The sequence below is a fragment of the Exiguobacterium sp. s22 genome, from assembly GCF_018617455.1.
Lineage (GTDB): Bacteria > Bacillota > Bacilli > Exiguobacteriales > Exiguobacteriaceae > Exiguobacterium.
The window spans coordinates 115,970-139,088 of the sequence record NZ_JACSKD010000004.1 but is presented as its reverse complement, the minus strand read 5'-3'; the positions used below and the strand labels follow the sequence as shown (position 1 = coordinate 139,088).

23 protein-coding genes are annotated in these 23,119 nt (G+C 49.4%); 10 read left to right on the top strand and 13 right to left on the bottom strand.

From position 1 onward, the window contains the following. Positions 1 to 89 precede the first annotated feature (89 nt). A complete protein-coding gene (locus KNO94_RS08720) occupies positions 90 to 563 on the top strand; it encodes a glutathione peroxidase (protein WP_214734428.1) in 474 nt (157 codons plus the stop codon). Positions 564 to 597: 34 nt separating this feature from the next. Here KNO94_RS08720 and KNO94_RS08715 read toward each other — a convergent pair whose 3' ends face one another. After that, entirely contained in the window at positions 598 to 1,512 is a 915-nt protein-coding gene (locus KNO94_RS08715) for a CAP domain-containing protein (protein WP_214778933.1), read from the bottom strand. Between the two features lie 13 nt (positions 1,513 to 1,525). After that, positions 1,526 to 1,978, bottom strand: a complete 453-nt coding sequence (locus KNO94_RS08710) for a MarR family winged helix-turn-helix transcriptional regulator (RefSeq protein ID WP_214778931.1) — start codon at positions 1,976 to 1,978, stop codon at positions 1,526 to 1,528. Positions 1,979 to 2,095: 117 nt separating this feature from the next. On the opposite strand from KNO94_RS08710, the gene KNO94_RS08705 reads away from it, so the two are divergent. Continuing rightward, the gene (locus tag KNO94_RS08705) at positions 2,096 to 2,509 is read left to right on the top strand and encodes an organic hydroperoxide resistance protein (RefSeq protein WP_214739520.1); all 414 of its coding nucleotides are present in this window, start codon (positions 2,096 to 2,098) and stop codon (positions 2,507 to 2,509) included. Positions 2,510 to 2,601: 92 nt separating this feature from the next. Beyond that, the gene (locus tag KNO94_RS08700) at positions 2,602 to 3,444 is read left to right on the top strand and encodes a metallophosphoesterase (protein ID WP_214778929.1); all 843 of its coding nucleotides are present in this window, start codon (positions 2,602 to 2,604) and stop codon (positions 3,442 to 3,444) included. Between the two features lie 28 nt (positions 3,445 to 3,472). Here the strand turns inward: KNO94_RS08700 and KNO94_RS08695 are convergent, their stop codons facing one another. The 3 genes from KNO94_RS08695 to abc-f all read right to left on the bottom strand — a co-directional run bounded on the left by KNO94_RS08695 (position 3,473) and on the right by abc-f (position 6,951). Beyond that, a complete protein-coding gene (locus tag KNO94_RS08695; RefSeq protein ID WP_214778927.1) occupies positions 3,473 to 4,372 on the bottom strand; it encodes a cation diffusion facilitator family transporter in 900 nt (299 codons plus the stop codon). A 111-nt stretch (positions 4,373 to 4,483) separates the two neighbouring features. Beyond that, positions 4,484 to 5,242 (bottom strand): hypothetical protein, encoded by a 759-nt coding sequence (locus KNO94_RS08690; RefSeq protein ID WP_214778925.1) that lies wholly within the window; start codon positions 5,240 to 5,242, stop codon positions 4,484 to 4,486. A gap of 11 nt (positions 5,243 to 5,253) precedes the next feature. Beyond that, positions 5,254 to 6,951 carry a ribosomal protection-like ABC-F family protein gene (gene abc-f / locus KNO94_RS08685; RefSeq protein WP_214778923.1) on the bottom strand — a complete coding sequence of 566 codons (1,698 nt, stop codon included), beginning with the start codon at positions 6,949 to 6,951 and terminating at the stop codon, positions 5,254 to 5,256. Positions 6,952 to 7,318: 367 nt separating this feature from the next. Here abc-f and KNO94_RS08680 point away from each other — a divergent pair, with 367 nt between their 5' ends. The 3 genes from KNO94_RS08680 to KNO94_RS08670 all read left to right on the top strand — a co-directional run bounded on the left by KNO94_RS08680 (position 7,319) and on the right by KNO94_RS08670 (position 9,746). Next, the gene (locus KNO94_RS08680; protein ID WP_251125893.1) at positions 7,319 to 8,224 is read left to right on the top strand and encodes an MBL fold metallo-hydrolase; all 906 of its coding nucleotides are present in this window, start codon (positions 7,319 to 7,321) and stop codon (positions 8,222 to 8,224) included. Between the two features lie 61 nt (positions 8,225 to 8,285). Beyond that, positions 8,286 to 9,119: an aldo/keto reductase gene (locus tag KNO94_RS08675; RefSeq protein ID WP_214778919.1), complete on the top strand. Its 834-nt coding sequence runs from the start codon at positions 8,286 to 8,288 to the stop codon at positions 9,117 to 9,119. A 12-nt stretch (positions 9,120 to 9,131) separates the two neighbouring features. Next, positions 9,132 to 9,746 (top strand): PH domain-containing protein, encoded by a 615-nt coding sequence (locus KNO94_RS08670; protein WP_214778917.1) that lies wholly within the window; start codon positions 9,132 to 9,134, stop codon positions 9,744 to 9,746. A gap of 43 nt (positions 9,747 to 9,789) precedes the next feature. Here the strand turns inward: KNO94_RS08670 and KNO94_RS08665 are convergent, their stop codons facing one another. Next, complete coding sequence (locus KNO94_RS08665) at positions 9,790 to 10,308, bottom strand: DUF1836 domain-containing protein (RefSeq protein WP_214778915.1); 519 nt, start codon at positions 10,306 to 10,308, stop codon at positions 9,790 to 9,792. Positions 10,309 to 10,434: 126 nt separating this feature from the next. Between KNO94_RS08665 and trhA the strand changes: the two genes are divergently transcribed. From trhA to KNO94_RS08650, 3 genes are all read left to right on the top strand, one after another. After that, positions 10,435 to 11,079: a PAQR family membrane homeostasis protein TrhA gene (gene trhA / locus KNO94_RS08660; RefSeq protein ID WP_214739503.1), complete on the top strand. Its 645-nt coding sequence runs from the start codon at positions 10,435 to 10,437 to the stop codon at positions 11,077 to 11,079. 88 nt (positions 11,080 to 11,167) lie between these two features. Next, positions 11,168 to 11,863, top strand: a complete 696-nt coding sequence (locus KNO94_RS08655) for a DsbA family oxidoreductase (RefSeq protein ID WP_214778913.1) — start codon at positions 11,168 to 11,170, stop codon at positions 11,861 to 11,863. A 97-nt stretch (positions 11,864 to 11,960) separates the two neighbouring features. Next, positions 11,961 to 13,178, top strand: a complete 1,218-nt coding sequence (locus KNO94_RS08650; RefSeq protein WP_214778911.1) for an MFS transporter — start codon at positions 11,961 to 11,963, stop codon at positions 13,176 to 13,178. A 22-nt stretch (positions 13,179 to 13,200) separates the two neighbouring features. On the opposite strand, the gene KNO94_RS08645 is transcribed toward KNO94_RS08650, so the two are convergent. The 4 genes from KNO94_RS08645 to KNO94_RS08630 all read right to left on the bottom strand — a co-directional run bounded on the left by KNO94_RS08645 (position 13,201) and on the right by KNO94_RS08630 (position 16,150). After that, on the bottom strand, positions 13,201 to 14,295 hold the full coding sequence (locus KNO94_RS08645; RefSeq protein ID WP_214778909.1) for an MBL fold metallo-hydrolase: 1,095 nt from the start codon (positions 14,293 to 14,295) through the stop codon (positions 13,201 to 13,203). A 191-nt stretch (positions 14,296 to 14,486) separates the two neighbouring features. Further along, positions 14,487 to 15,050 carry an SCO family protein gene (locus KNO94_RS08640; RefSeq protein ID WP_214742344.1) on the bottom strand — a complete coding sequence of 188 codons (564 nt, stop codon included), beginning with the start codon at positions 15,048 to 15,050 and terminating at the stop codon, positions 14,487 to 14,489. 28 nt (positions 15,051 to 15,078) lie between these two features. Beyond that, positions 15,079 to 15,492 (bottom strand): disulfide oxidoreductase, encoded by a 414-nt coding sequence (locus tag KNO94_RS08635; RefSeq protein WP_214778907.1) that lies wholly within the window; start codon positions 15,490 to 15,492, stop codon positions 15,079 to 15,081. Position 15,493: 1 nt separating this feature from the next. Beyond that, the gene (locus KNO94_RS08630) at positions 15,494 to 16,150 is read right to left on the bottom strand and encodes a DsbA family protein (protein WP_214778905.1); all 657 of its coding nucleotides are present in this window, start codon (positions 16,148 to 16,150) and stop codon (positions 15,494 to 15,496) included. A gap of 121 nt (positions 16,151 to 16,271) precedes the next feature. Here KNO94_RS08630 and KNO94_RS15370 point away from each other — a divergent pair, with 121 nt between their 5' ends. Continuing rightward, positions 16,272 to 17,864, top strand: coding sequence for a GGDEF domain-containing protein (locus tag KNO94_RS15370; RefSeq protein WP_214778903.1), 1,593 nt, complete (start codon positions 16,272 to 16,274; stop codon positions 17,862 to 17,864). A gap of 47 nt (positions 17,865 to 17,911) precedes the next feature. On the opposite strand, the gene KNO94_RS08620 is transcribed toward KNO94_RS15370, so the two are convergent. The 3 genes from KNO94_RS08620 to KNO94_RS08610 form a co-directional block, all read right to left on the bottom strand. Beyond that, positions 17,912 to 18,586 carry a DUF6241 domain-containing protein gene (locus KNO94_RS08620; RefSeq protein WP_214778895.1) on the bottom strand — a complete coding sequence of 225 codons (675 nt, stop codon included), beginning with the start codon at positions 18,584 to 18,586 and terminating at the stop codon, positions 17,912 to 17,914. 139 nt (positions 18,587 to 18,725) lie between these two features. Further along, positions 18,726 to 20,000, bottom strand: coding sequence for a 2-oxoglutarate dehydrogenase complex dihydrolipoyllysine-residue succinyltransferase (gene odhB, locus KNO94_RS08615; protein ID WP_214778893.1), 1,275 nt, complete (start codon positions 19,998 to 20,000; stop codon positions 18,726 to 18,728). A gap of 18 nt (positions 20,001 to 20,018) precedes the next feature. Continuing rightward, positions 20,019 to 22,871, bottom strand: a complete 2,853-nt coding sequence (locus KNO94_RS08610) for a 2-oxoglutarate dehydrogenase E1 component (RefSeq protein ID WP_214778891.1) — start codon at positions 22,869 to 22,871, stop codon at positions 20,019 to 20,021. Positions 22,872 to 23,119 lie beyond the last annotated feature (248 nt).

The following is a 23,119-nucleotide window of genomic DNA, read 5'->3' as shown; positions in this document are numbered from 1 at the left end:
GATTTCATAACAATTTGATTGCACGCAACGCGTTCAAACTCGAGACTGTCTCCTTCTCTTGGTATACTACAGAAAAAGGGGGAATCACCATGATCTATGATTTTGAAGCATTAGACATGAAAGGACAATTACAACCGTTAGCTACATATAAAGGCGACGTCTTACTCATCGTCAACACGGCGAGCAAATGTGGGTTCACGCCACAGCTTGAAGGTCTTGAGTCACTTTACAACACCTATAAGGGACAAGGTCTACAAATCCTGGGCTTCCCGTGCAACCAGTTCGGTCATCAGGACCCGGGCTCGAATGAAGAGATTCAAGAGTTCTGTCAACTGAATTACGGGGTCTCGTTCCCGATGTTCGCAAAAGTCGACGTGAACGGCAAGGACGCGCATCCGCTCTTCACCTATCTCTCAAAAGAAGCACCTGGCCTCCTCGGGTCGAAGGCGATCAAATGGAACTTCACAAAGTTTTTGGTCGACCGCGATGGGAACGTCATCGAACGTTTCTCACCACAGACGACACCGGCTGAGATTGAAGATGCGGTGAAAAAACTCATCTAATATCAAAAAAGGATGGCTCCAAAGAGTCATCCTTCTATCGTGGTGTAATGAAATTAATCGTGTAAAACGGACTGTTCTCATCATTGTAGGCAAGTCCGACCGCCGCGTGAGTGAATCGAGGTTGCAAGATATTCTCCCGGTGCCCTTTCGAGTTCATGAGTCCCCAATGCGCATGGAACACACTCATCTGTCCCATCGCCAAATTCTCCCCGGCCATCGAGTACGAAAGCCCCGCTTCATCCATTCGATCGAATGGATCTTGTCCTTCAGGATTCGTGTGACTGAAGAAGTCATTCTCCGCCATGTTCTGACTATGTGCCCGAACGACCGGATAGAGTGGTTCGTAATCGGCTAACGCGTTCAATTCAAACTTTTCGCGGTCCCAGTTCATGAGGATGCGCATCAACTGTTCATTGGCGACCGTCCCTTCCTTAGAGAGGTCACCATAATAGCCGTCACTCGCTTCTTCAACGCGACGGTCGACCGACAAAATCCCTTTCAAGAGATCATCATCATGTTGATCAAAAAAGAAGGTGACGTACTGACCATCAATCGCGAAAACGGAAAACGATGGGTCGTCTGGAATCAAATATCGATTCAGCCCTTTATTATACGAAGTCACTGCCTCGAAGCCGATATCTTCGACTTGACCACGTGTCGTTTCATTCAGTACAAGACCGCGATATGTGCTTCCCGTCTCGAACTGATAAAATCCTTTTTTCGCACCGTCTTCGTCAATCAGTTCAAGTCCGCGATCACCGCCACGTTCGACTAAATACCAGTCGTGACCGGCGTACTGACTCGCAAACTTCGGTGCGTCCGTCGCCCGTTCGGTTGCCACCTCAGACTCAACCTGAATGCTCGTCGGGGCAGACACGTTCGGCATCTCATATTGCCAAGCCATATAAAGTCCAATCCCTACCAAGAGGATGATCAATTTTCGAAACATGGCTCCTCCTTCCTTACTGCTCGCGCCGACGCTCCCCGAAATCGTGTAATCTCGTCTTAATATCGGTGAGCATCTCCATATATGCGATATATGTCGCTTCATCTATATTTAGCATACCACTTACTTGTCGTGGCACATCCGCCGCCTGCTCACGCAACGCGCTCCCACTCTCTGTCAAACGGACGACGATTTTTCGTTCATCGTCGGTCGCGCGACTTTTTTCCACATAGCCGATTTGAATGAGCCGTTTGACGAGCGGTGACAACGTCCCGGAGTCGAGCGTCAACCGTGAGCCGAGTTGCCGCAAATCCATTCCGTCCTCTTCCCATAAGACGAGCATCACGAGATATTGACTGTACGTCAGGTTTAGCGGTGCTAAAATTGGGCGATATAATCGGGTAAGCTCTTTTGAAGCGGTATACAACTGAAAACAAATTTGATGTTCTAACTTTAATGATTGGTCCATGCGTAATCCTCCGTACTCTTCTTTAGCCAAGCATATCACTTGCGAAACTTTTTGACTGCTCTATAATTTAAATTGTGCACAACTTAATTGTTAAAAATGAAATGGAGGAATTCAATTATGAAATCACTATTCACAGCATCAGCAACAGCAATCGGTGGCCGCGAAGGTCACGTGAAATCAACTGACGGCGTCATCGACATGAACGTCTCAATGCCTGGCGCGAAACACGTCGACGGTGCGACAAACCCGGAACAACTTTTCGCAGCTGGCTATGCAGCTTGCTTCGGTAGTGCCCTCAACCTCATCATCGGAAAAGAACGTGTGAAGACAGACGGTTCGAGCGTCACAGGTCACGTCACACTGAACCAAAACGATGAAGGTTTCTTCATTTCAGTCGAACTTGAAGTCGAGATCAAAGGTGTCGATCAAGCGACAGCGGAACATCTTGTCGAAGAAGCACACAAAGTGTGCCCTTACTCAAAAGCGACGCGCGGCAATATCGACGTCAAATTGACAGCAAAAGCAGCATAATCTTTCATCCCGCTCCTTCGAGCGGGATTTTTTTGATTCCGCGAATGCATCAAGGTAAGATAGAGGCACAAGATGAAAGGAGGCGAAGTGAGATGAAGATCCGAAAATCGACCCTTCTTTTTGCCATGCTCGGCATCTTGTTGCTCACGGCGACCTACAACGGGTTGACCGTCCGCACGTACAACGTGACCTCAGAAAAATTGGCAACAAATGAATCGCTTCGCATCGTACTCCTTTCTGACTTACACAGTGCCTCCTACGGCTACAAACAGTCCATTCTGATTGACCAAGTCCGCGCACAGGAGCCTGACCTGATCGCCTTGCCAGGTGATTTACTCGACCGCTACCGTTCTCCTGATCCCGCATTTGATCTCATCGAAGGGCTCGCCGGCATCGCCCCCATGTATTTCGTAACCGGCAATCACGAAATCGATGGTTCGGACGATTATGTCCGTCACAACGTGAAGGAAGTCTTCCGTTCACACGGTGTCACTGTGCTCGAAGATGAGTGGGAAACCGTCACGATCAATGGAATCGAACTGGTCATCGGTGGATTAGAAGACCCGCTTCGCGGATTTAGAGAAAGCATCTATACGGACTGGGATGCGGAGTCGACGGTCGCGATGGAAGACATCGAAAGAGACGACACATTCAAAGTCCTCCTGTCCCACCGTGCTGAGAAAATTAACACTTATGCCGAGCTTCCGTTCGATCTCGTCTTATCAGGACATGCTCACGGCGGACAAGTTAGAATCCCCTATGTGATGAACGGCCTGTTCGCACCAGACCAGGGCTTTTTCCCGAAATACGCGGGAGGTCTTTATGAACACGAGACGTTCACCCATATCATCGGCCGTGGATTCAACTATAGTTTCAATATCCCACGCATCTACAATCCACCAGAGATTGTCGTCATTGACGTGAACGGAAAATAACGGACACTCAGGCGAGTGTCCGTTTTATTTACCAAATAATTCGTTCTTCACAGCATTGACGCTCTCGTTCGACCTGTACCGTCGAGCGCTCGAACGTTCCATATTTCCGAATCCGTTCCGTCACTTGCCGCAAAATGTCTTGGTCATCCGTCTCTTCATCGATCAAGACATGACATGTCGCCGCATGCTCGCTCGAGGAGATGGACCAGACATGAAGATCGTGAACTTCCTTCACCCCTTCGATGCCCGCTATCTCTTCTTGCATCGCCCGGACGTCAATTTGTTCCGGCGACCCTTCCATCAAGATATGAATCGCATCGCGTGTCACCCGATAACCACTAATTAAAATCAATATCGCGACAAATGCACTCGCAACCGGGTCCGCCCACGTCCAACCGAACAACATGATGAGGATCGCTGCCGTGATGGCTCCAACCGACCCGAGTAAATCTCCGAATACATGGAGTAACGCACTCTTCACATTCAAATTATCTTTCTCGCCACGCATTAAAATCCAAGCTGCTAGAATATTGACGAGCAGTCCGATGATGGCGACGATGAGCATCCCACCGCTCAAAATGTCTGGCGGTGCGCTTAGTCGCTGATACGCCTCAAATAGGATATAGATCGAGATGACGAGAAGCGTCACCCCGTTGATGAATGCCGCTAGTATTTCAAAACGTCGATATCCGAACGTCCGACTTGGCGTCGCCGCTTTCGCCCCAAATCGAACGGCAAGGAAACTGAGCCCTAAGGCTGCCGCATCTCCAAGCATATGACCCGCATCTGATAAAAGGGCTAAACTGTTCGTCCATAGTCCGCCGATCACTTCGACGACCATGAACGCTGCAATCAGTACGAATGCAAGTAAAAGCGCTCGTTGATTAGCAGAATGATGGTGATGGTCGTGATCATGTTGATGTGCCATAACTGACTCCTCCTTCTACTCTTTATCTTATTCCATTTTCCGCAAACATTCAAACGTCCATTTGAATGTTTCCTAATAAAAAAAGCGAGAGAACGATTCTCCCGCTTCATGTCATTTATGTTCGAGACGGACACGCATGACGCCACTGTATGGGAACAGTTTCAATTGAACCGTCTCCCCCTCGAACCAAACCCCTGTCGTTTGTTCGCTTGTCGCTTGTACGTCCGGTGTCGCGAATGCCTGATTGTCCCAATCGATCGCTCGCACTTTCTGGTCTCGCACCATGAGGAAAAAGCCATCGTAGAAATAATACTCATTCACTTGATCACGTTGAACAGCAGAAGGACTGCCAAGTTCCGCACGAACGGACTCGATGTCTTTCCCAATCCAGTCAAGGGCGGTCTCCGAAGCATTCGGGACGACTTGTTGCCAAGCGGCAATCACCTCGTCATCGGACAACTGTGTAGCCTCTGTCGTCACACTCTCCTCCGTGACCCATCCCGTCAATCGTTCGTTCAACTGAACTTTGACGAAACCACTCACCGTCTCCAGTCGTTTAAACCGGTCACCGAGGTCGGCTTCGTAGACGACTGCGACCCGATCATCCCCATATACTTTCGTATACGGTTGTTCAATATAAATCATATCAGCGGATTCGGTTTCCTCATCAACGGGTTGTTCCGACTCTGAGTCGACCATTTCCGTGGCAATCTCATCCGATTCCGGCATCGCCGATTCTTGCTTCTTGTCAATCAATGCCGCGAACGCGATGATGCCGACTAAGGCGAGCACTAATGCCAATGCCGTTGTGATGCGGAACACGCGTTTACGCTTCCGCGTCGTCGCACGCGACAATCTTCCTCCATTCATGTTCTTCACTCCTACTCGATTCGATTCATTTCACTCGTTTCGTCAAATGGTAGGAGGTTTCCTGCTTCATCAAAAAATTTCAATTCATCTTTTGTCAATTCGTCCATCGTTCTGACCATTTGTTCGACATCGACCGGTTCATCGCGCTCATCGTTCTCACGTATGACAATGTGCTCTCCTAATTCAATCGTGCGCGAAGTCAAACGATGAAAGTAGCGGTCGTGGGAAATCAACAATAATCCACCCGGATAGACGGACAACGCCGCCTCGATTTGTTCACGCGTCGCCACATCCAAATAGTTCGTCGGTTCATCTAATGCCAACAGATGGGCATCCGAGAAATACAAGATGAGAAAGGCGATTCGACACTTTTCTCCCATGCTCGCCTCGGCAATCGGTCGATGCACCTCATCTCGTCGGAACAAGAAATGAGCGAGCAACGTCCGCGCCTCCGTTTCTCCGATCTCACTATTGGCGAGTAACGCCTCAAGTAACGTCCCCGTCTCCGGGAGACGCTCGAGCGTTTGAGAGAAATACCCGATCTTCAGACGAGGATGTCGCTTGACAACGCCCGAGTTTGGTACTCGCTCACCGATCAGCACGTTCAATAACGTCGTTTTTCCGCTCCCGTTCGGTCCGGTAATCGAGATCCGTTCTCCTTTATTTATTGAGAAAGAGAATGGGGCATAGAACGGCTTCTCGTATCCAAACGTCACATCCTCACACGTCAACCACGTCTTCGCTTCGAGCTCATCTGCCGCAAAACGGACGGAGATGGTTTTCTCCTCTTTTGGCTTTAGCGGACGATTGTCTTCGAGCTGTCTGAGCTTTTGTTCCCTCGCCTTCATTTTGACGGCGAGATTGGCCGCTCCTTTTTGCGCCCCCGGACTGCGGACACTCGCTGTCGCTGTCGCCTTCAAGTGCCAGCCCTTGTACTGGGAAATCATCTCGAGAAGTTCTGCCTTGCGACTCACGTAACGGGCATGGGCCCGCTCGTCACGCACACGTTCCTCTTCTTTTTGCTGTTTATACGCCGTATAGTTCCCCGGATATCTTGTGACTTCTCCATCCGACAGTTCGAGGATGACCGTCGCGACGTCGTCCATCAGTTGACGGTCGTGGGAGATGATGAGCACCGTTCCCTTGAACTGGTTCAACCACTTCGTGAGCCAGTGAATCGACTCGAGATCGAGATGGTTCGTCGGTTCGTCGAGCAGGACAAGGTCCACCTGCTTCATCATCAGTGTCGAAAGCTGTGTTCGCGTCTTCTCGCCCCCACTCAACTCGTTGATGTTCCGAGTGAGCTGTTTTTCTAGACCTAGTCGCGTCAACGCTCTTGTCGCCTCTTGCTCTAAGTTATATACATCGAGTGCGAGCGCCTGTTCATAGGACCGCATGACCCGCATCTCGTCACCGGAAGAAACGTTCTCAAAAAGAGCATATCGTTCAGGATCGCTCCGCATCGCCCACTCGAGAACGGTCATGTCTGGCGATTCGATGGTCTGTCGGACAAGCCCGACCTGACCTTGACATTCAATCGTCCCGGCTTGCGGGGTCAACTCCCCTGTCACGAGTCGGAAGAGCGTCGTCTTCCCACTCCCGTTCAGTCCAAATAATACAGCGCGTTCTCCAGCCGCGACCTCAAAAGAGACCGCTTCAAATAATGGTTTCCGGTCGTAATCAAACCGGACTTGTTTCATTGCTAACATCTGTTTCACCTCGCTCATTTTTCCGATACGCGATGAAACAAAAAAACACCATCCGCTTCAAAGCGGTGGTGTGAAGGAATCCGTTCAAAGAGGAAAACGAGCGTTTCCCGCACTTGAAAAATGGACACACTTCACCCTTGACTGTTCAAGCGAACAGTGATGATTCGTCTCATCGTTGGAGTGAACGTGTATTTTTCATCGCACGGTGTACCTCTCTTTCCTAAGTTACTGCCACCTTATCAAATTGAAAGCGGATTCGCAAGCGTGCGCCCCACAATCTCCCATTTTTTCTACACCTTTAGGCGGATGCGATGTATGCTCCTCCGCGTTATGATGACAGTATATTCGAACAGTGAGGTGATGCATGATGCGCCGACGCATGCTCGTTCCGAGTGCCGTCTTGGCGAGTGTCGGAACGTTTCTTTATACACGATTCAAACGACGACTCCCTCGACCGCGTTTTAAATGGCCGGAACGTCCAGAACTGACAACCATTGATGAGACGCATGTGCAAGCGACGTGGATTGGCCATTCGACCGTCCTCATCCATTGGTATAGACTCAAAATTTTGACAGATCCCGTCTTCTCAAAACGAATCGGCGTTCATCTCGGACCGCTAACGATTGGGATGAAACGTCACACGGCTCCCGCCCTCTCGATCGAGGAGGTCGGTCCGGTCGACGTCATTCTACTTAGCCATGCCCATATGGACCACTTTGACCATAAAAGTTTGAAACGACTCATCACACGCGAGACGATCGTCGTCTCTGCCCCTGGGACGAGCCGCCTGCTCCGACGATACCCGAGTCTGCAGACGCTCGAACTGCATCCACATGATAAAGTGACGCTTGCGAACGGACTCGATGTCCGCGCCATTCCCGTCAAACATTGGGGCAATCGTTTCCCGTGGGACAAACATATGGGCTATAACGGGTATTTGCTCAAATACAAAGGAATTCGGATGCTGTTTGCGGGAGACACGGCGTATACCGACTCCTTCAAAGGGCTCGCGGATCGTGAACCGATCGACCTCGCCTTCTTCCCCATCGGCGCCTATCAACCAGACTCGTTCCAAGAAGCGCACTGCACTCCGGAGCAGGCTTGGATGATGTACAAAGAGAGCGGAGCGAAGCGCTTCTTCCCGATGCATTGGGATACGTTCGTCCTTTCTTACGAACCGGTCAAGGAACCGTATCACCGTCTTGTTGCGGCCGCAAAACTCGACCGTGACCAAATTGTGATCAAGTCGCACGGGGAGAGCATCCGCCTGTAGTTTTTCCTTTCCCTTCATCCAAAACTTCGGTAACGTTATAGACGAGAGGGAGGGATTTTTTATGGAATGGACGACGTTGAACAATAACGTCAAGATGCCGATGCTCGGGCTCGGTGTCTATAAGGTCGAAGACGGCGCGGTAACGGTCGATACGGTCAAAGCTGCGCTCGATGCGGATTATCGATTAATCGATACGGCCGCGATTTATCAAAATGAAGAAAGTGTCGGACAAGCGCTTCGGGAAGCAGGTATCTCACGGGAAGACGTTTTTGTGACGACGAAGCTTTGGAACGAGTTTCACGGATTCGACGAGGCGCTCCAAGCGTTTCAAGACAGCCTTGACCGGCTCGGACTCGAGTATGTCGACTTGTTTCTCATCCACTGGCCGATGCCTCGTTTCGGTAAATTCGTCGAAACGTATAAGGCACTCGAGCAACTGTACGAAGAAGGACGCGTCCGGGCGATTGGTGTCTCGAACTTTGAAATCGAACATTTGGAACAAATCATTCAATCGTGCTCGATTGTCCCAGCCGTGAACCAGGTCGAGATCCATCCATATTTATCTCAAAAAGAATTGATTGCATTCTGCAAACGGTATGACATCCAAATTCAAGCGTGGAGTCCACTCATGAAAGGACGCGAAGCGCTCGAAGATGAAACCATCGTCAAGATTGCGAACGCTCATGGCAAGTCACCGGCCCAAGTCATCTTGCGCTGGCACTTACAGAACGGCGTCGCGGTCATCCCGAAATCGGTCACTCCAAGTCGAATCAAAGAGAATATACAGGTATTCGACTTTACGTTGACGAATGAAGAGATGGCGGCCATCGATGCGCTCAACCGTGATGAGCGGACCGGTTCCGACCCGAAAGAGATGCATAAAATCCATTATTGAGGAGTGAATGACATGTTCAAAAAACTAGCTTCTGATTTGACCGGCTTCAGTGATATCGGTGAGGTGATTGACCCATCCGACTTCGACAAGGCGGATGCGGATGATTACGTCCTTCACGAAGACAATGAAAAGATTTACTTTTTGATCAAGTCAAAATCAGATGAGTATTGTTTCACCAACTTGTCGATGATCCACCTCGATGGAACGAGCGCCCTCAGTTCGAAGCGCGTTCTCTATCGTTATCCGTATTCACATTATCCAATCAAGCACGTCATGTTCGAGACGGCGGGTACGGTCGACCTCGATGTCGAAGTCAAATTCTCAATCGGCGACAAAGCGTACTCGATTGATATCAATAAGAAACAAATCGAGCACGTGAAAGATTTGTATAAGGCACTCCTCGCGATTGAAGAGATCCAGCGGGAAGGTCGTCGCATGATGGAGTATGCGAATACGTCGCTCACGCACTCGGTGTCGATATTAAGTGGGCTCCGCGAAGGGGACATGAACGTCCCGAACACGTTCAAGGAATTGAACGAGCAGTCGTTCGATTGGCTACAACGTCACTATCATGAGTGGAACCGAAAAGACTTCGGTTCGGTTTACGAGAAATACATCAACAACTAAAAAACAACGCCACCATAGACTCTTTGTCTATAGTGGCGTTGTTTTATTTATCATCAATCAACTGTTCGGCCAATCGCTGATACAAGTGGCTCATGTGTACGGCTGATGCGATAGCGAGCGACCGCTGGATACCATTCTCTTTTTCGACCGATGTGCTCAAAAGCGTGTCTGCCTGCGTTTCAAACGCTTCTAAATTCTTCACTTTTTGTGCCTGATACGCTTCATAAAAGTCCTCAAGTGAGAACGTCTCATCTGACTCATTTAATGGACGTAACGTCTCTTTGATGTCATTGATCGACAAGAGACCTTTCATCTCATAAATCAAACTGAGTAACATCAGATGTTCATTCGTATACTTTTTATTTTTGACGGGATGAAACAACTTGCCCTTGGCGTAATTGTTAATCATCGTCTTCGTCAAAATCGTCTCATCCTCGTTACGCTTCATCTTCCCATAATGCTGCTCGAACAATTGGATGACCTGGTCCATGTATAAATCGACAGTCGGCAATACGTCCCTCGGGAGCGTCCCTTCCGTTTCGGTAATATTCTTCGCTTTCATCCGTCTCACCTCACCCTCAAGTATAAAGAAAACTCTCATTTGTCGAAAGGTACACCTTGCTGTTTGTTCTTCTTCAGTATATCATGTAGTTATCGATACTACATGATGTGATAAGGAGTGTTTTACATGCATTCGATTTTCCGTGAACCGATTAACGCGCTGACGCATCTCGCCGGTGCGGTACTCGCTTTCATCGCGCTCATCGCCATGGTCGTCAAAGCATCACTGCTTGGCTCGCCGCTTGCGATTATGGCCGCCATCCTATTCGGGATCAGCCTCGTCTTTCTTTACTTGTCGTCAGGTCTTTACCATAGCATCATCGCCTCACCGAACGTCATCGCCTTCTTCCGGAGAATCGACCATGCGATGATTTACGCATTGATTGCGGGTACATACGCACCGCTCACGCTACTCGCGCTCGAAGGACCGACGCGGTGGGTCCTCTTCGGAACGGTACACGCACTCGCCTTGTTCGGCATCGTCTTCAAACTCGTCTGGTTCCATGCCCCGCGCTTCTTGTCGACTGCGCTCTATATCGGGATGGGCTGGCTGTCCGTCTTCTTTATCGGACCGCTCCATGACGTAATCGGCAACGCCGGCATCTTCTGGCTCGTCCTCGGGGGCGTCATGTATACGATTGGCGGACTCATTTATGGGTTCAAGCCAAAATTCGTCAACTGGCGAGGATGGGGCTTCCATGAAGTGTTCCATTTGTTCATCTTGTTCGGAAGCTTTGCCCACTTCGTCTGTGTATTCTGGTATGTCTTTTAAGTCCTCCTCGTGGAGGGCTTTTTTTCATGAGCCGTTTCCTGTACTTTGAATTCAAGATTTCCTACACTAAGGCTAGGAGGGATTTATGATGAAAATTGAAGTATGGTCAGATTATGTCTGCCCGTTTTGTTATATCGGTAAGCGTCGTCTAGAGGAGGCGCTCAAACAGTTCCCACAAGCGGACCAAGTCGAAGTCGAATTCAAGAGTTTCGAACTCGACCAGAACGCCCCGACGAACGATTCACGCTCCATCTATGAGGCACTCGCGACGAAATATCGCATGCCGATTGAACAAGCGAAAGGAACGACAGCGCAAGTGGCTGCCCAAGCCCGCGAAGTCGGACTCGACTATGATTTTGAGAACATGGTCGTGACGGGTACGCTCGATTCGCACCGTTTGACGCATTATGCGAAGACGGTCGGAAAAGAAAAAGAATTATCGGAAGCGTTGCTTCAAGCGTATTTCGTCGATGCAAAACATATCGGGAATCATGATGTGTTGCTTGAAATCGCGACAAGCGTCGGTCTCGACCATGACGCGGTGCGTGACGTCTTGACGACGGATGTGTATACGGAAGACGTACGTGCTGAAGAGAAACGCGCAAGCGACCTCGGCATCACAGGTGTGCCGTTCTTCGTATTCGACAACAAGTATGGAGTATCCGGTGCTCAGCCGACGGAAGCGTTCACGCAAGTGCTCGAAAAAGTCTGGTCTGAGAATAACCCGACGATCCAAGTCCTTTCGAACGGTGCGACGTGTACCGACGACAACTGTGATATTTGATTGATGAAGAAGCCTACGTTCGGCTTCTTTTTTGTGGTATTCTTCACTCTACTACTTGATAATAGTGATTAGCATATAAGAATCGAGGACTACATCTATGTGGAAAAATCGGAACGTATGGATCATCTTGACGGGCGAATTCGTCGCCGGTCTTGGGCTATGGCTCGGTATCATCGGGAACTTGGAATTCATGCAAGACCGCGTTCCATCCGACTTTGTGAAAGCGGTCATTCTCGCCATCGGTTTACTCGCCGGGGTCGCCATCGGTCCGCTCGCCGGACGTTTGACCGACCAAGGCTCTAAGAAAAAGATCATGCTCATCTCAAGCATCGTCCGAGCGCTCAGCGTGCTCTTCATGTTCGTCGCCATCGAAACGAATTCAGTCGTGTGGATGGTCGTCTTTTTAATCATCTTACAAGGGTCGGCCGCTTTTTACTTCCCTGCCCTGCAGGCAGCGATTCCGCTCATCGTGAAAGAACGGGAGCTCCTCGCCTTGAACGGTGTCCATATGAACGTTTCGACGTTGTCACGTGTCATCGGGACGGCGATTGCCGGTGTCCTCTTGACGCTCATCTCGCTCCGTAACGTCTATGCGCTCTCGCTCGTCGCTTATCTGTTGCTTGCGGTCGCGACGCTCTTTTTGAAGCTCGATGAGTCGAAGACACCGTCCGCGAAAAAAATCGATGCGAAAGCGTCGAGCGGCTTCAAAGACGTCTTCCCGATCATCAAATCGATCCCGGTCATCTTCATGACACTCGTCATGACGCTCATCCCGCTCCTCTTTATCGGAGGGTTCAACTTACTCGTCATCAACATTAGTGAGTTGCAGGATTCGACAGCGATTAAAGGATGGATTTATACGGCTGAAGGACTCGCCTTCATGACAGGTGCCTTCATGATCAAACGAATCGGCGAAAAGTTCTCGGCGTTCTCGATTTTATTCTCGTTCTCGTTTTTGATCGGTGTCGCACAACTGATGCTATATTTCGCAGACATCCCGTTCATGTCGATCGCGGCGTTCGTCGTCTTCGGCTTCTCGGTTGGTTGCTTCTTCCCGACGGCGGTCACGATTTTCCAGACAAGGATGCCAAAAGAATATCACGGTCGTTTCTTCTCATTCCGTAACATGCTCGACCGGATTATCTTCCAAGTCGTCCTTCTCGTGACAGGATTCTTCCTTGATTTGATCGGACTTCAGCTCATGGTCGTCTTGTTCGGAATCAGTTCGATTGCGATGACCGCAGCGTTCCTCGTCTATACACGTAAACATAAACTGCATATCGAAGAAGACGCTACTGAGAAAATATCTTCTTAACAAAAACAAGCGGTGACCGAGGTCATCGCTTGTTTGCGTCTTCGAGCTCTCGCCACCACATCGTCGTATCGTTCCGACCGTCTAGCGTGATGCGCTCCCCAATCATTGGCGTGAGAAGAACGTCTTTCGGTAAAAGAGACGACATCTGTTCTGCCGGGTCGAACCAATCGTGGAACGACAGCGTGAACGCCCCCCAATGAATCGGAATCATCTGGTCGGCGCGTAAATCGTGAAACGCTTGCGCGGTCTCTTCCGGTTGCATATGGACGTCTGGCCAGCGTACATCATATTGACCGCATTCAAGTGCGGCGAAGTCAAACGGTCCGTACTGTTCACCAATCACCTTGAAGTGTGGAGCGTAACCGCTGTCCCCGCTGAAGAAGAGCCGGTCCGTCTCACCGAGGACGACCCACGATGCCCATAACGTGCTGTTGCGGTCCGTCAACGAACGACCGGAGAAGTGACGCGCCGGCGTACAGACGAACGTCCAGTTCCCGAACGCATACGACTCGCCCCAATCCCGTTCCACGATTCGCTCTGCTCCGACACCCCATCGTTTCAAGTGACTGCCGACACCGAGCGGCACGATGAACATGGCGACCTTGTCTTTAATCGCAAGAATCGTCCCATAGTCGAGGTGGTCGTAATGATCATGCGTCAACAAGACGACATCGATCTCAGGCAAGTCCTCAAGGTCGAACGGCAAGTCTTCGCTGAAACGTTCATTTTTTGCGAACGGAAGCGGAGATGGGCTACGTCCAAACATCGGATCGACGAGCATTATCTTCCCGTCCATTTGTACCATGAGCGCCGAATGACCGAGCCAATAGATTCTCGTGAAGCTCGAGCCCGTCTTCTCCTCAAAATCGATGGGTACGATCGGAAGACGTTCGGTAGGCTTACGCAGTGAGGTCACATCACGATAATCACGCGCCATCGATACCATGTCTTGCGCAGAAAAGTTCATCGGCGTTTCATATTGATTACGGAATTTTCCGTTCACCTGGTTCGGCGATTGAAGTGATTTCGGCTTACGCCCGAGTGGTTTGTACTGCGTCAAGACCGTCCCGGTGACGGCAGCCAGTCCGACTAATGAGAGCAACATCGTCTTTTTCATCTAAATCCTCTTTTCTACATGTTCGTTGAATTGATTATAGCGTGCATATCCCATTCATATAACGGTTAGTATGCAGATTCGCTCATCTTTCAAAAAATAAGTGCTCTTGATTGTGGTGTCCTAGTCTTTCAAGTATATCAGGTTTCCCCACTCAAAAGACCTGCCCCACCGCATGTGGAACAGGTCTTCTGTTAAGACTTCTGCAAGATTTTAATGTCGTTGATGATGTCTTCGGTCGGGACGTTTTGGAAACCAGGATACGCTTTGATGATTTTCCCTTCCTGGTCGACCAAATAGAAATAAGTACCGTGGTCGACTTGTGTGCCTTCGTCAGGCTTCCGGACGAGCGCCTTGAAATTCTGTTGGGCAAACGTTTCAATCTCGTCTTGCGAGTAGCCGGAGAGGAACTGCCAATCTGCTTTCGAAAGGTCATAGCCACTCATAAACGCTTTCATTTTCTCCGGAGTGTCCACCGTCGGGTCGACGCTGAACGAAACGAACTGCACGTCTTCAACACCTTCTTCTTCGAGCGCTTCGTTCAGCTTCGTCATATTGTAGGTCATCGGTGGACAGACTGTCTCACAGCTTGTGAAGACGAAATCCGCCATCCACACTTTCCCTTTTAAATCGTCGAGGCTGACCATTTCTTCTTCTTGGTTCATGTATTCGAACGATTCAACTTCCCAATTAAGCGGATCCTCAATCTCTTGTCCGCATCCGGCTAGGACGATGAGCATCGTCATCAAACCAATCATCCACCATTTCTTCACACGCGCCAACTCCTTATCGCTTTTTGATATTCCACATGAAGAGGGTAAGGAGTGCGAAGGCTGTCAATGCGAGGAAGGGAATCGTGATGAACCCTAGCCAGTTGATATATTGACCACTACACGGAACTCCTTGTGTACACGGTTGAATTTCTGCAAAACCTGGCACTTTCTGTACCAAGTAATGGTAAAGTGAAACGAAACCGCCTATGATAGTAAGCGGTAACACATACTTACGTACTGACCGATCGTCCGTAAAGACGGCAATCCCTAGGAGGATGGTCAATGGATACATAAAGATGCGTTGAATCCAACACAACTCACATGGCACGAACTCTCGAATCTCACTAAAGTAGAGACTTCCAAGGGTTGCTGTCAAAGAGACAAGCCATGCGAGATACAGACCGTATTTTTCGAAAAACGTCTTCATTTTACAAATCCTGTTCAATCAACTGTTGGATTTGCTCATAATCAAACGGGTCCTCGAGCATCACACCGTTAATCATAATCGATGGCGTGAACTGAATCCCATTTTCTTTCACCAATCCATCGTCTGTGCTGACTTTTTCGATGACGGTTGAATCTTCTCCGAGGTCTTGCTCGAGCTGTGCCAAGTCGACCGATGTCGTCTCACTCGCAATTTCCTTCAGCTTCTCAACGGTCACCCATGCGTTGTCGTGTTGTTGTGATTCTGGCTGCGCGTCGTAGAGCGCCTTGTGAAACTTCCAGAACGAATCGGGATCTTGCTCGTATACCGACTCGGAAGCGAGCGATGCCAAAATCGATTCTTGTCCATGGAACAAGACATTAATATAACTGAAGCTGACATCTTCTTTATCGAGATAGTCTGCTTTCAACTGAGGATAAATCGTTTCGCCCCATTGTTTACAAGACGGACATTTATAATCTCCGAATTCGACGATGGACACTTTCGCGTCCGGATTTCCGAGTGTCGGTTGTCCTTCAATCGATACGTGATCACCTCGGTCAACCGTTGTCGTTTCATCTTGATTGAGCAAGACGAACACCAATGCAATCAACGCGACCGCGACGACGGTCATGATGACCAACCATTGATTCTTTTTCATTCTCTTCACCTCTATCTATTTTGACTCGTCTTTCATTATAGCGGAAGCTCTTCCTCCTATCATGATATCGACTCGTTTTTCATAATTCTCTTTAATTCAACCTTTAGGAGGTTTTTCTCACATGATCAAGACTTTTACGATGCGCCTCGGACTTATATTGGCGCTCAGCATTGCCACGCTCGTCTTTTTATTGACGATTGCACTCACATCTCTCATCAGTCACCGGGCGTCTGACGCACTCGAACAAGAAATCGGGGAACGCCTGTCGACGACGTCGCATCAATTGGCTGATAAACTCGACTTTTATATGTGGTCACGTTATCAAGAAGTTCAACTTTTGCAAGGACTCGATTTAGAAGATCGAGACGAAACACGTCGACTACTCGATCAAGTACAATCGAACATTCCGGCATTCTCATGGATGGGCGTAACAGATGCAGACGGGTCCGTCGTCGCTTCGACGAACGGGATTCTCGAAGGGGCATCGATTGCTGAACGACCGGTTTATCTGGAAGCACAAGATGCCCCCTTTATCGGAGACGTCCATGAGGCGGTCCTCTTAGCTGAATTATTGCCGAATCCTACGGGGGAACCGCTCCAATTTGTTGATATCAGTGTCCCGCTACTTCAAGACGGTGTATTTCAAGGAGTGCTCGCCACGCATTTAAGCTGGGCATGGGGTGAAGAAGTACTCGGACATTTCAACCGAACGCTTCATGACCAAGTCGGCGATACGGATTTATTCGTCGTCAGTGAACGAGACAACCTCGTTCTCCTCGGTCCAGATGACATGGTTGGAAAACCACTGCCCGTGTCATTTACAGAAGGGTCTTCCGTGAAAGAATGGGAAAATGGGCAGGACTATCTGACGGGTATGTCAATCGGAGAAGGGTATGATGAATATCCTGGACTTGGATGGCGCGTCGTCGTCCGTCAACCGACATCAGTCGCATTCGCACCGGTCGAGACACTTGAAACAAGAATTTTATGGATCGGTTTATTAGCCTCGTTCGTGACAGCTGTCCTTGGTTGGCTCCTCGCATCTGTCGTGACGCGACCGTTGAAGCGAATCACCGAAACGGCATCGCTCATGGAGCAAGGGAAAGCCAATACGTTCCCTCATCAATCCGGAATCGAAGAGATTGAGTCCCTCGCATTCGCATTGGAGTCGCTCGTCACCTCCCTGACAGAGTCTGAGTCGGAGCGGGTACATTTTGAGACGCTCGCGAACCGTGACGCGCTGACTGGTCTCTCGAACCGTGTCGCCTTACGTGAACAGTTGAATCTACTTCACACTTCGAAAGAGCCATACGTCTTCTTCTATATCGATCTTGATGGCTTCAAGGCAGTGAATGATACGTATGGTCACGCTGTCGGGGATGAGGTATTGGTCGAAGTCGCACAACGGTTACAGGCACTCACAATCGATGACGTCTATCCCGTCCGGTTAAGTGGAGACGAGTTCTTCCTCATGTTCCCGAGACGTCTTCTTTCAATTCAAGAGATTTTCGAGATCGGGAGTACGCTCATCGCTAAGCTTTCTGAACCGATTACGCTAGACATCGCATCGGTGAACATCGGGGCGAGTATCGGGGCATCCATTTGGAGTCCACCGGAACCACCCCATGTTGCGATCGAACAAGCGGACGACGCGTTATATCGGTCAAAAGCGAACGGGAAACAACAGCTTTCCTTCCATGAGTCGTTCGAATGAATACTGGCCCCCATACGAAAAGGAGTTCGTGATGAACTCCTTTTCGCTTACTCTTCCGTTTTCGTATTCGCGTCTTCTTGCTGCTCTTCTTCTGGCATCGGCTCCAAATCCATCGTATACACATATTCCTCCCCAAAGTTATTCAAAATGAACAACTCTTCTTCCGCACGTGTCGCGAGTCCGTCCGAGAATCCGATGGCGGCATACATCTCTTCTAGCAATACGTCCTGTTCTTTGTCAATCTCATCAAAGATGGCTTGTTCCCATCGTTCAATGATTCCTCCGAGTTGACGGTAGTCATCGTTTTTAATTTTATTTTGATCGCGTAGCAACTCCAAATAGTCACGAACCTCTTTTAGATTGTCATGCGTCATCGGGATGGCACCCGCTTTTTCTGTCGCTAAGATTTTTTGATGGGTCATCAGATGCATCGCGTCGACAAGATTTCCTTTGTTCAACTTTTTGGGATCATCAAAGATGAGTCCCGTCGTCTCCTGTGGGTTGATGCGGCGCGTCACATTTTGACGGCGCCCGAGTGGGTCTTCTTCTTTGATGATGTCAATCAATTCGAGTGCTCGTGTGTAGTCTTCTTCCGTCATCTGTTCCCGGTCGAGTTCATTAGGATTCGGTCCACTCCAGTATGTATAGAAAGCATAGGCCGCGATCACCATGATGACAAGTCCGATGATTGCACCCCACCAAAATGTTTTGTTCCGTTTCATTCTGTCCCCACACCCTTTTCTCGTTGTTCTTCATCAAGGATAACATATATATCCATACAAAAATTCCATAAAAAGGGTTCTTTTGAGACCTGGCATAAAAAAATACCCGCTCCAAGATAGGAGCGAGCATCTTCTCTTCTTACGCTTCGAACAACAATTGTTCTGGATCTTCAATCATGTCTTTAATGTGTTTGAGGAATGTCACTGCCTCACGACCATCTACGATTCGGTGGTCATACGAGAGTGCGACATACATCATCGGACGGTTCTCCATCGTGTCCGCGTCGATTGCGACCGGGCGGAGTTGGATCGAGTGCATCCCGAGGATGGCGACTTGTGGTCCGTTCAAGATTGGTGTTGAGAGGAGTGAACCGAACACGCCTCCGTTTGTGATTGTGAACGTACCGCCAGTGAGGTCGCTCAACCCAAGCTTGTTGTTACGTGCTTTGTCCGCAAGGTGAAGGATGTCTTTCTCGATCTCCCCGAAGTTTTTACGGTCCGCTTCACGGACGACCGGAACGACGAGACCGTCTGGCGCCGAAACGGCGATCCCGATGTCATAATATTTCTTCAAGACGATTTCGTTGCCTTGAATCTCAGCGTTCAAGTAAGGCATCCGTTTGAGAGCCGCGACAGCCGCTTTTGTGAAGAATGACATGAAGCCGAGTTTGACATCGTTGTCTTTCACGAACTTCTCTTGGCGACGTTTACGAAGTGCCATGACCGCAGACATGTCAATTTCGTTGAACGTCGTGAGCATCGCTGCCGTCTGTTGCACTTCAACGAGACGGTTCGCGATCGTCTGACGACGACGCGTCATTTTGATGCGTTCTTCTTCTTTCCCACTCGCAGCCGGTTGTGGTGCAGATGTTGCCGCAGCTGGTTTTTGTTCTTTCACAGCTGGTTTGTCTTCATGTTTTGAAACGTCATGGACATTGATGCGTCCCATTGGGTCGTTCGTTTGAACGGCTGAAAGGTCGATGCCTTTCTCACGAGCAAGTTTACGTGCAGCCGGTGTCGCAATCGGCCCTTTCCCAGGACTGGCAACATGTTCTTCACGTTTCTCGACTTTCTTGCCTTCTTCGACGGACTCCGTCTTTTTCTCAGTCGGTGCTTCTGTTTTCGTTTCAGTCGCGTTTTCTGTCTTCGTCTTCGTCGCGACAGCCGTTCCGCCACCTGAACCTGAACCGAGACGTGCGATGACTTCACCGACTTGAACCGTGTCCCCTTCTCCAGCAAGTTGTTCTTCTAACACACCCGCTTCGTCAGCCGGGACTTCGATATTGACTTTATCGGTCTCGAGCTCGACGATGGCTTCCCCTTTTTCAACTTGATCGCCTGGCTGTTTGAGCCATGTCGCGACCGTTCCTTCTGTAATGGACTCTGCTAATTCCGGTACTTTGATTTCGATCACAATGAGTTCCCCCTTAACTTATTTACGATCTTTTTGATATGTGCTCGTGCCTGCACCGCTCGAGACGACGTCATGAGAGAGTGCTTCACGGATGATGCGTGCTTGTTCTTGTTTGTGAGCTGTCGGATTTCCTTCAGCTGGACTCGAACGACGGCGACGGCCGATATAACGAACATCGAGTCGGTTCGTAGTGACCGCTTCTAGACGAGGCTCAATATATGTCCAAGCCCCCATGTTTTTCGGTTCTTCCTGGACCCAGACGATTTCACGTGCATTCGGATAACGGCTGATGACGTCACGAATCTCACGTACCGGGAACGGATAGATTTCTTCGACTCGGATGATATGCAAGAAGTCGAGTGACTCTTCTGACTTGCCGATCGCTTCCGCAAGATCGATTGCCATCTTCCCTGTACAGAAGACGAGACGTTCGACTTTCTCCGCGTTCTCACCGAGACCTGGTTGTTCAACGATCGGTTTGAAACTCTCTTCCGTGAACGCCTCGATTGGTGACGTGGCGAGCGGATGACGAAGTAGGCTCTTCGGAGTCATGATGATCATCGGGCGAATCTCTTCTTTACCGAGCATCTCTGCTTGACGACGGAGAATATGGAAGTACTGTGCCGCAGATGAAAGGTTAGCGACTGTCCAGTTCTTCTCTCCTGCAAGGGTCAAGTAACGCTCCATCCGTGCACTCGAGTGCTCTGGTCCTTGTCCTTCATAACCGTGTGGCAAGAGCATGACGAGGCCTGACTTTTGACCCCACTTCGCACGTCCTGCCGAGATGAACTGGTCGAACATGACTTGTGCCGAGTTCGCAAAGTCCCCGTATTGTGCTTCCCATAGGACGAGCGTGTCTTGTGCGAAGACGTTGTAACCATATTCAAATCCAAGCACCGAACCTTCTGAGAGCGGGCTGTTATAGACCGAGAACGATGCTTTTGCTGTCGATAACTGGTGGAGTGGCGAGAATTTCTTCCCTGACTCGACATCGTTCAACATGATGTTCCGCTGAGCGAATGTTCCACGTTCGGAATCTTGACCACTCAAACGAACCGGCGTACCGTCTGAAAGAATCGACGCGAATGCGAGTGTCTCCGCATGTCCCCAGTCGATTTTTCCACCTTCGCTGAATGCATCACGGCGACGGTCGAGTACTTTTTGAAGTTTGTGGAAGACACCGAAGCCTTCCGGCCAATCAAGCAATTCGTCGTTCAATTGAGTCAAGAGATCGCGTTTCACGCTCGTATCGACTTTCGGGAATCCTTTATGGACCGCATCCGGCAAGACGATATCTGCATCCTCTTCTTCAGAAGGAACGAGGTCGCGCGCTGCTTTCAGCGCCTCTTCAATCTTTTGCTCGATTTGTGCTTTCTCATCTTTCGTCATGACGCCTTCTGCCTCGAGTTGTGCGGCATAGACGTGACGGACGGACTGGTGTCCTTTGATGGCTTTATAAAGAACCGGGTTCGTGTTCATCGGTTCGTCCATTTCGTTGTGTCCGTAACGACGGTATCCAATCAAATCGACCAAGATATCTTTATGGAATTTTGCGCGATATTCACTAATCAACTTCGCGACAGCGACACACGCTTCCGGGTCATCCGCATTGACGTGGAGGACCGGAATTTCATACCCTTTGGCGATATCACTTGCGTAACGTGTCGAGCGTGAATCGTTCGGGTCTGTTGTGAAGCCGATCGTATTGTTGGCGATGACGTGAACCGTCCCACCTGTACGATATCCCGTCAAGTTCGTCATATTGAGTGTCTCTGCGACAATCCCTTGTCCCGGGAACGCTGCATCTCCATGAATCAAAATCGATGCCGCCAAATCGTCATGCTGTACAGCTGATCCTTTTTCAGAACGATCATCTTGTGCGGCACGCGTATACCCTTCGACGACTGACCCGACGAACTCGAGGTGACTCGGGTTGTTCGCTAAGTTGAGACGGACTTCTTTTTGCTGTTCGACGACTTTGCGATCGAGACCGAGGTGATATTTCACATCGCCCGACCATCCGAAGTTGATGCCGATTGACCCTTCAGACGGGATCAATTCTTTGTTCGGTGCATGTTGGAACTCCGCAAAAATCATCTCGTACGGTTTGCCGAGAACGTGAGCAAGGACGTTTAGACGTCCACGGTGAGCCATCCCGATGTTGATATGTTCAGACCCACTCGAAATAAGGCCTCCGACCATCGCATCGAGAAGTGGTACCATCGCATCTAACCCTTCAATCGAGAAGCGTTTTTGTCCGACGTATGTCTTATGAAGGAACGATTCAAACAATTCCGTTTCCGCAAGACGTTTGAACAATTCAATTTTTTCTTCTTTTGAGAAGGTGTGCTTCAATGCACCTTGTTCAACTTGGCGACGGATCCACTTCTTCTCTTCCATATCATCTAAATGACGGAGTTCGATAGCGACCGTCCCTGTATAAACATCGAGCAAATGACGGAATAAATCTAGAGCACTCGCGTTTGGCTTAGGTGCATCGTCGGAAAGAAGACGAGCTGGAATTTGTTTTAAATCGTCTTCTGTCAAATCGTACCGTGACAATTCGAACAATTCCTGTTCGCGCGGATGGTCTTTTAACGGATAAATATCAGCCGCTTTATGACCGAACGCACGAATATCGTTGACGAGACGTGTCGCCGAGACGACTTTCTCCAAATCAAACGATGGACCCGAGACCGGCACTTCTGTCGGTGATGACTCTGGCGCGCCAAATTCATCAAAATATTGACGCGTCTCTTCATCGACCGATGATGGGTCTTCCAAATATTGTTCGTACAGTTCAATGATGTAGCCTAAGTTAGGACCATAAAATGCCTGCGATTTCTCGTGAACATTCGACGACTCTCCCATTGAATAAATCCCCCTTATCCATTCCTAAACGTTCAATCTGTGAACGCTTTCATTTTAACATGTAGCCCGAAGCAGTTCACCCTTCTCCTGCCCTGGTGAACAAAACCAAATCTTGCCTCTTACGCTCAACTACATACTACACCTTTCGTGCCGGAAAGACCCTTACAAATTCACAATTCGTCCATACCATTTCAATAAGTTTTGCTTATCAATAAATTGTGTCATGATCAATTTGTTTCAACGATTTC

What these genes read in the sequence shown, in the direction of transcription:
- KNO94_RS08720 (WP_214734428.1), top strand. Translation starts at nt 90, where the DNA reads ATGATCTATGATTTTGAAGCATTAGACATGAAAGGACAATTACAACCG.
- KNO94_RS08715 (WP_214778933.1), bottom strand. Translation starts at nt 1,512, where the DNA reads ATGTTTCGAAAATTGATCATCCTCTTGGTAGGGATTGGACTTTATATG.
- KNO94_RS08710 (WP_214778931.1), bottom strand. Translation starts at nt 1,978, where the DNA reads ATGGACCAATCATTAAAGTTAGAACATCAAATTTGTTTTCAGTTGTAT.
- KNO94_RS08705 (WP_214739520.1), top strand. Translation starts at nt 2,096, where the DNA reads ATGAAATCACTATTCACAGCATCAGCAACAGCAATCGGTGGCCGCGAA.
- KNO94_RS08700 (WP_214778929.1), top strand. Translation starts at nt 2,602, where the DNA reads ATGAAGATCCGAAAATCGACCCTTCTTTTTGCCATGCTCGGCATCTTG.
- KNO94_RS08695 (WP_214778927.1), bottom strand. Translation starts at nt 4,372, where the DNA reads ATGGCACATCAACATGATCACGACCATCACCATCATTCTGCTAATCAA.
- KNO94_RS08690 (WP_214778925.1), bottom strand. Translation starts at nt 5,242, where the DNA reads ATGAATGGAGGAAGATTGTCGCGTGCGACGACGCGGAAGCGTAAACGC.
- abc-f (WP_214778923.1), bottom strand. Translation starts at nt 6,951, where the DNA reads ATGTTAGCAATGAAACAAGTCCGGTTTGATTACGACCGGAAACCATTA.
- KNO94_RS08680 (WP_251125893.1), top strand. Translation starts at nt 7,319, where the DNA reads ATGCGCCGACGCATGCTCGTTCCGAGTGCCGTCTTGGCGAGTGTCGGA.
- KNO94_RS08675 (WP_214778919.1), top strand. Translation starts at nt 8,286, where the DNA reads ATGGAATGGACGACGTTGAACAATAACGTCAAGATGCCGATGCTCGGG.
- KNO94_RS08670 (WP_214778917.1), top strand. Translation starts at nt 9,132, where the DNA reads ATGTTCAAAAAACTAGCTTCTGATTTGACCGGCTTCAGTGATATCGGT.
- KNO94_RS08665 (WP_214778915.1), bottom strand. Translation starts at nt 10,308, where the DNA reads ATGAAAGCGAAGAATATTACCGAAACGGAAGGGACGCTCCCGAGGGAC.
- trhA (WP_214739503.1), top strand. Translation starts at nt 10,435, where the DNA reads ATGCATTCGATTTTCCGTGAACCGATTAACGCGCTGACGCATCTCGCC.
- KNO94_RS08655 (WP_214778913.1), top strand. Translation starts at nt 11,168, where the DNA reads ATGAAAATTGAAGTATGGTCAGATTATGTCTGCCCGTTTTGTTATATC.
- KNO94_RS08650 (WP_214778911.1), top strand. Translation starts at nt 11,961, where the DNA reads ATGTGGAAAAATCGGAACGTATGGATCATCTTGACGGGCGAATTCGTC.
- KNO94_RS08645 (WP_214778909.1), bottom strand. Translation starts at nt 14,295, where the DNA reads ATGAAAAAGACGATGTTGCTCTCATTAGTCGGACTGGCTGCCGTCACC.
- KNO94_RS08640 (WP_214742344.1), bottom strand. Translation starts at nt 15,050, where the DNA reads ATGATTGGTTTGATGACGATGCTCATCGTCCTAGCCGGATGCGGACAA.
- KNO94_RS08635 (WP_214778907.1), bottom strand. Translation starts at nt 15,492, where the DNA reads ATGAAGACGTTTTTCGAAAAATACGGTCTGTATCTCGCATGGCTTGTC.
- KNO94_RS08630 (WP_214778905.1), bottom strand. Translation starts at nt 16,150, where the DNA reads ATGAAAAAGAATCAATGGTTGGTCATCATGACCGTCGTCGCGGTCGCG.
- KNO94_RS15370 (WP_214778903.1), top strand. Translation starts at nt 16,272, where the DNA reads ATGATCAAGACTTTTACGATGCGCCTCGGACTTATATTGGCGCTCAGC.
- KNO94_RS08620 (WP_214778895.1), bottom strand. Translation starts at nt 18,586, where the DNA reads ATGAAACGGAACAAAACATTTTGGTGGGGTGCAATCATCGGACTTGTC.
- KNO94_RS08610 (WP_214778891.1), bottom strand. Translation starts at nt 22,871, where the DNA reads ATGGGAGAGTCGTCGAATGTTCACGAGAAATCGCAGGCATTTTATGGT.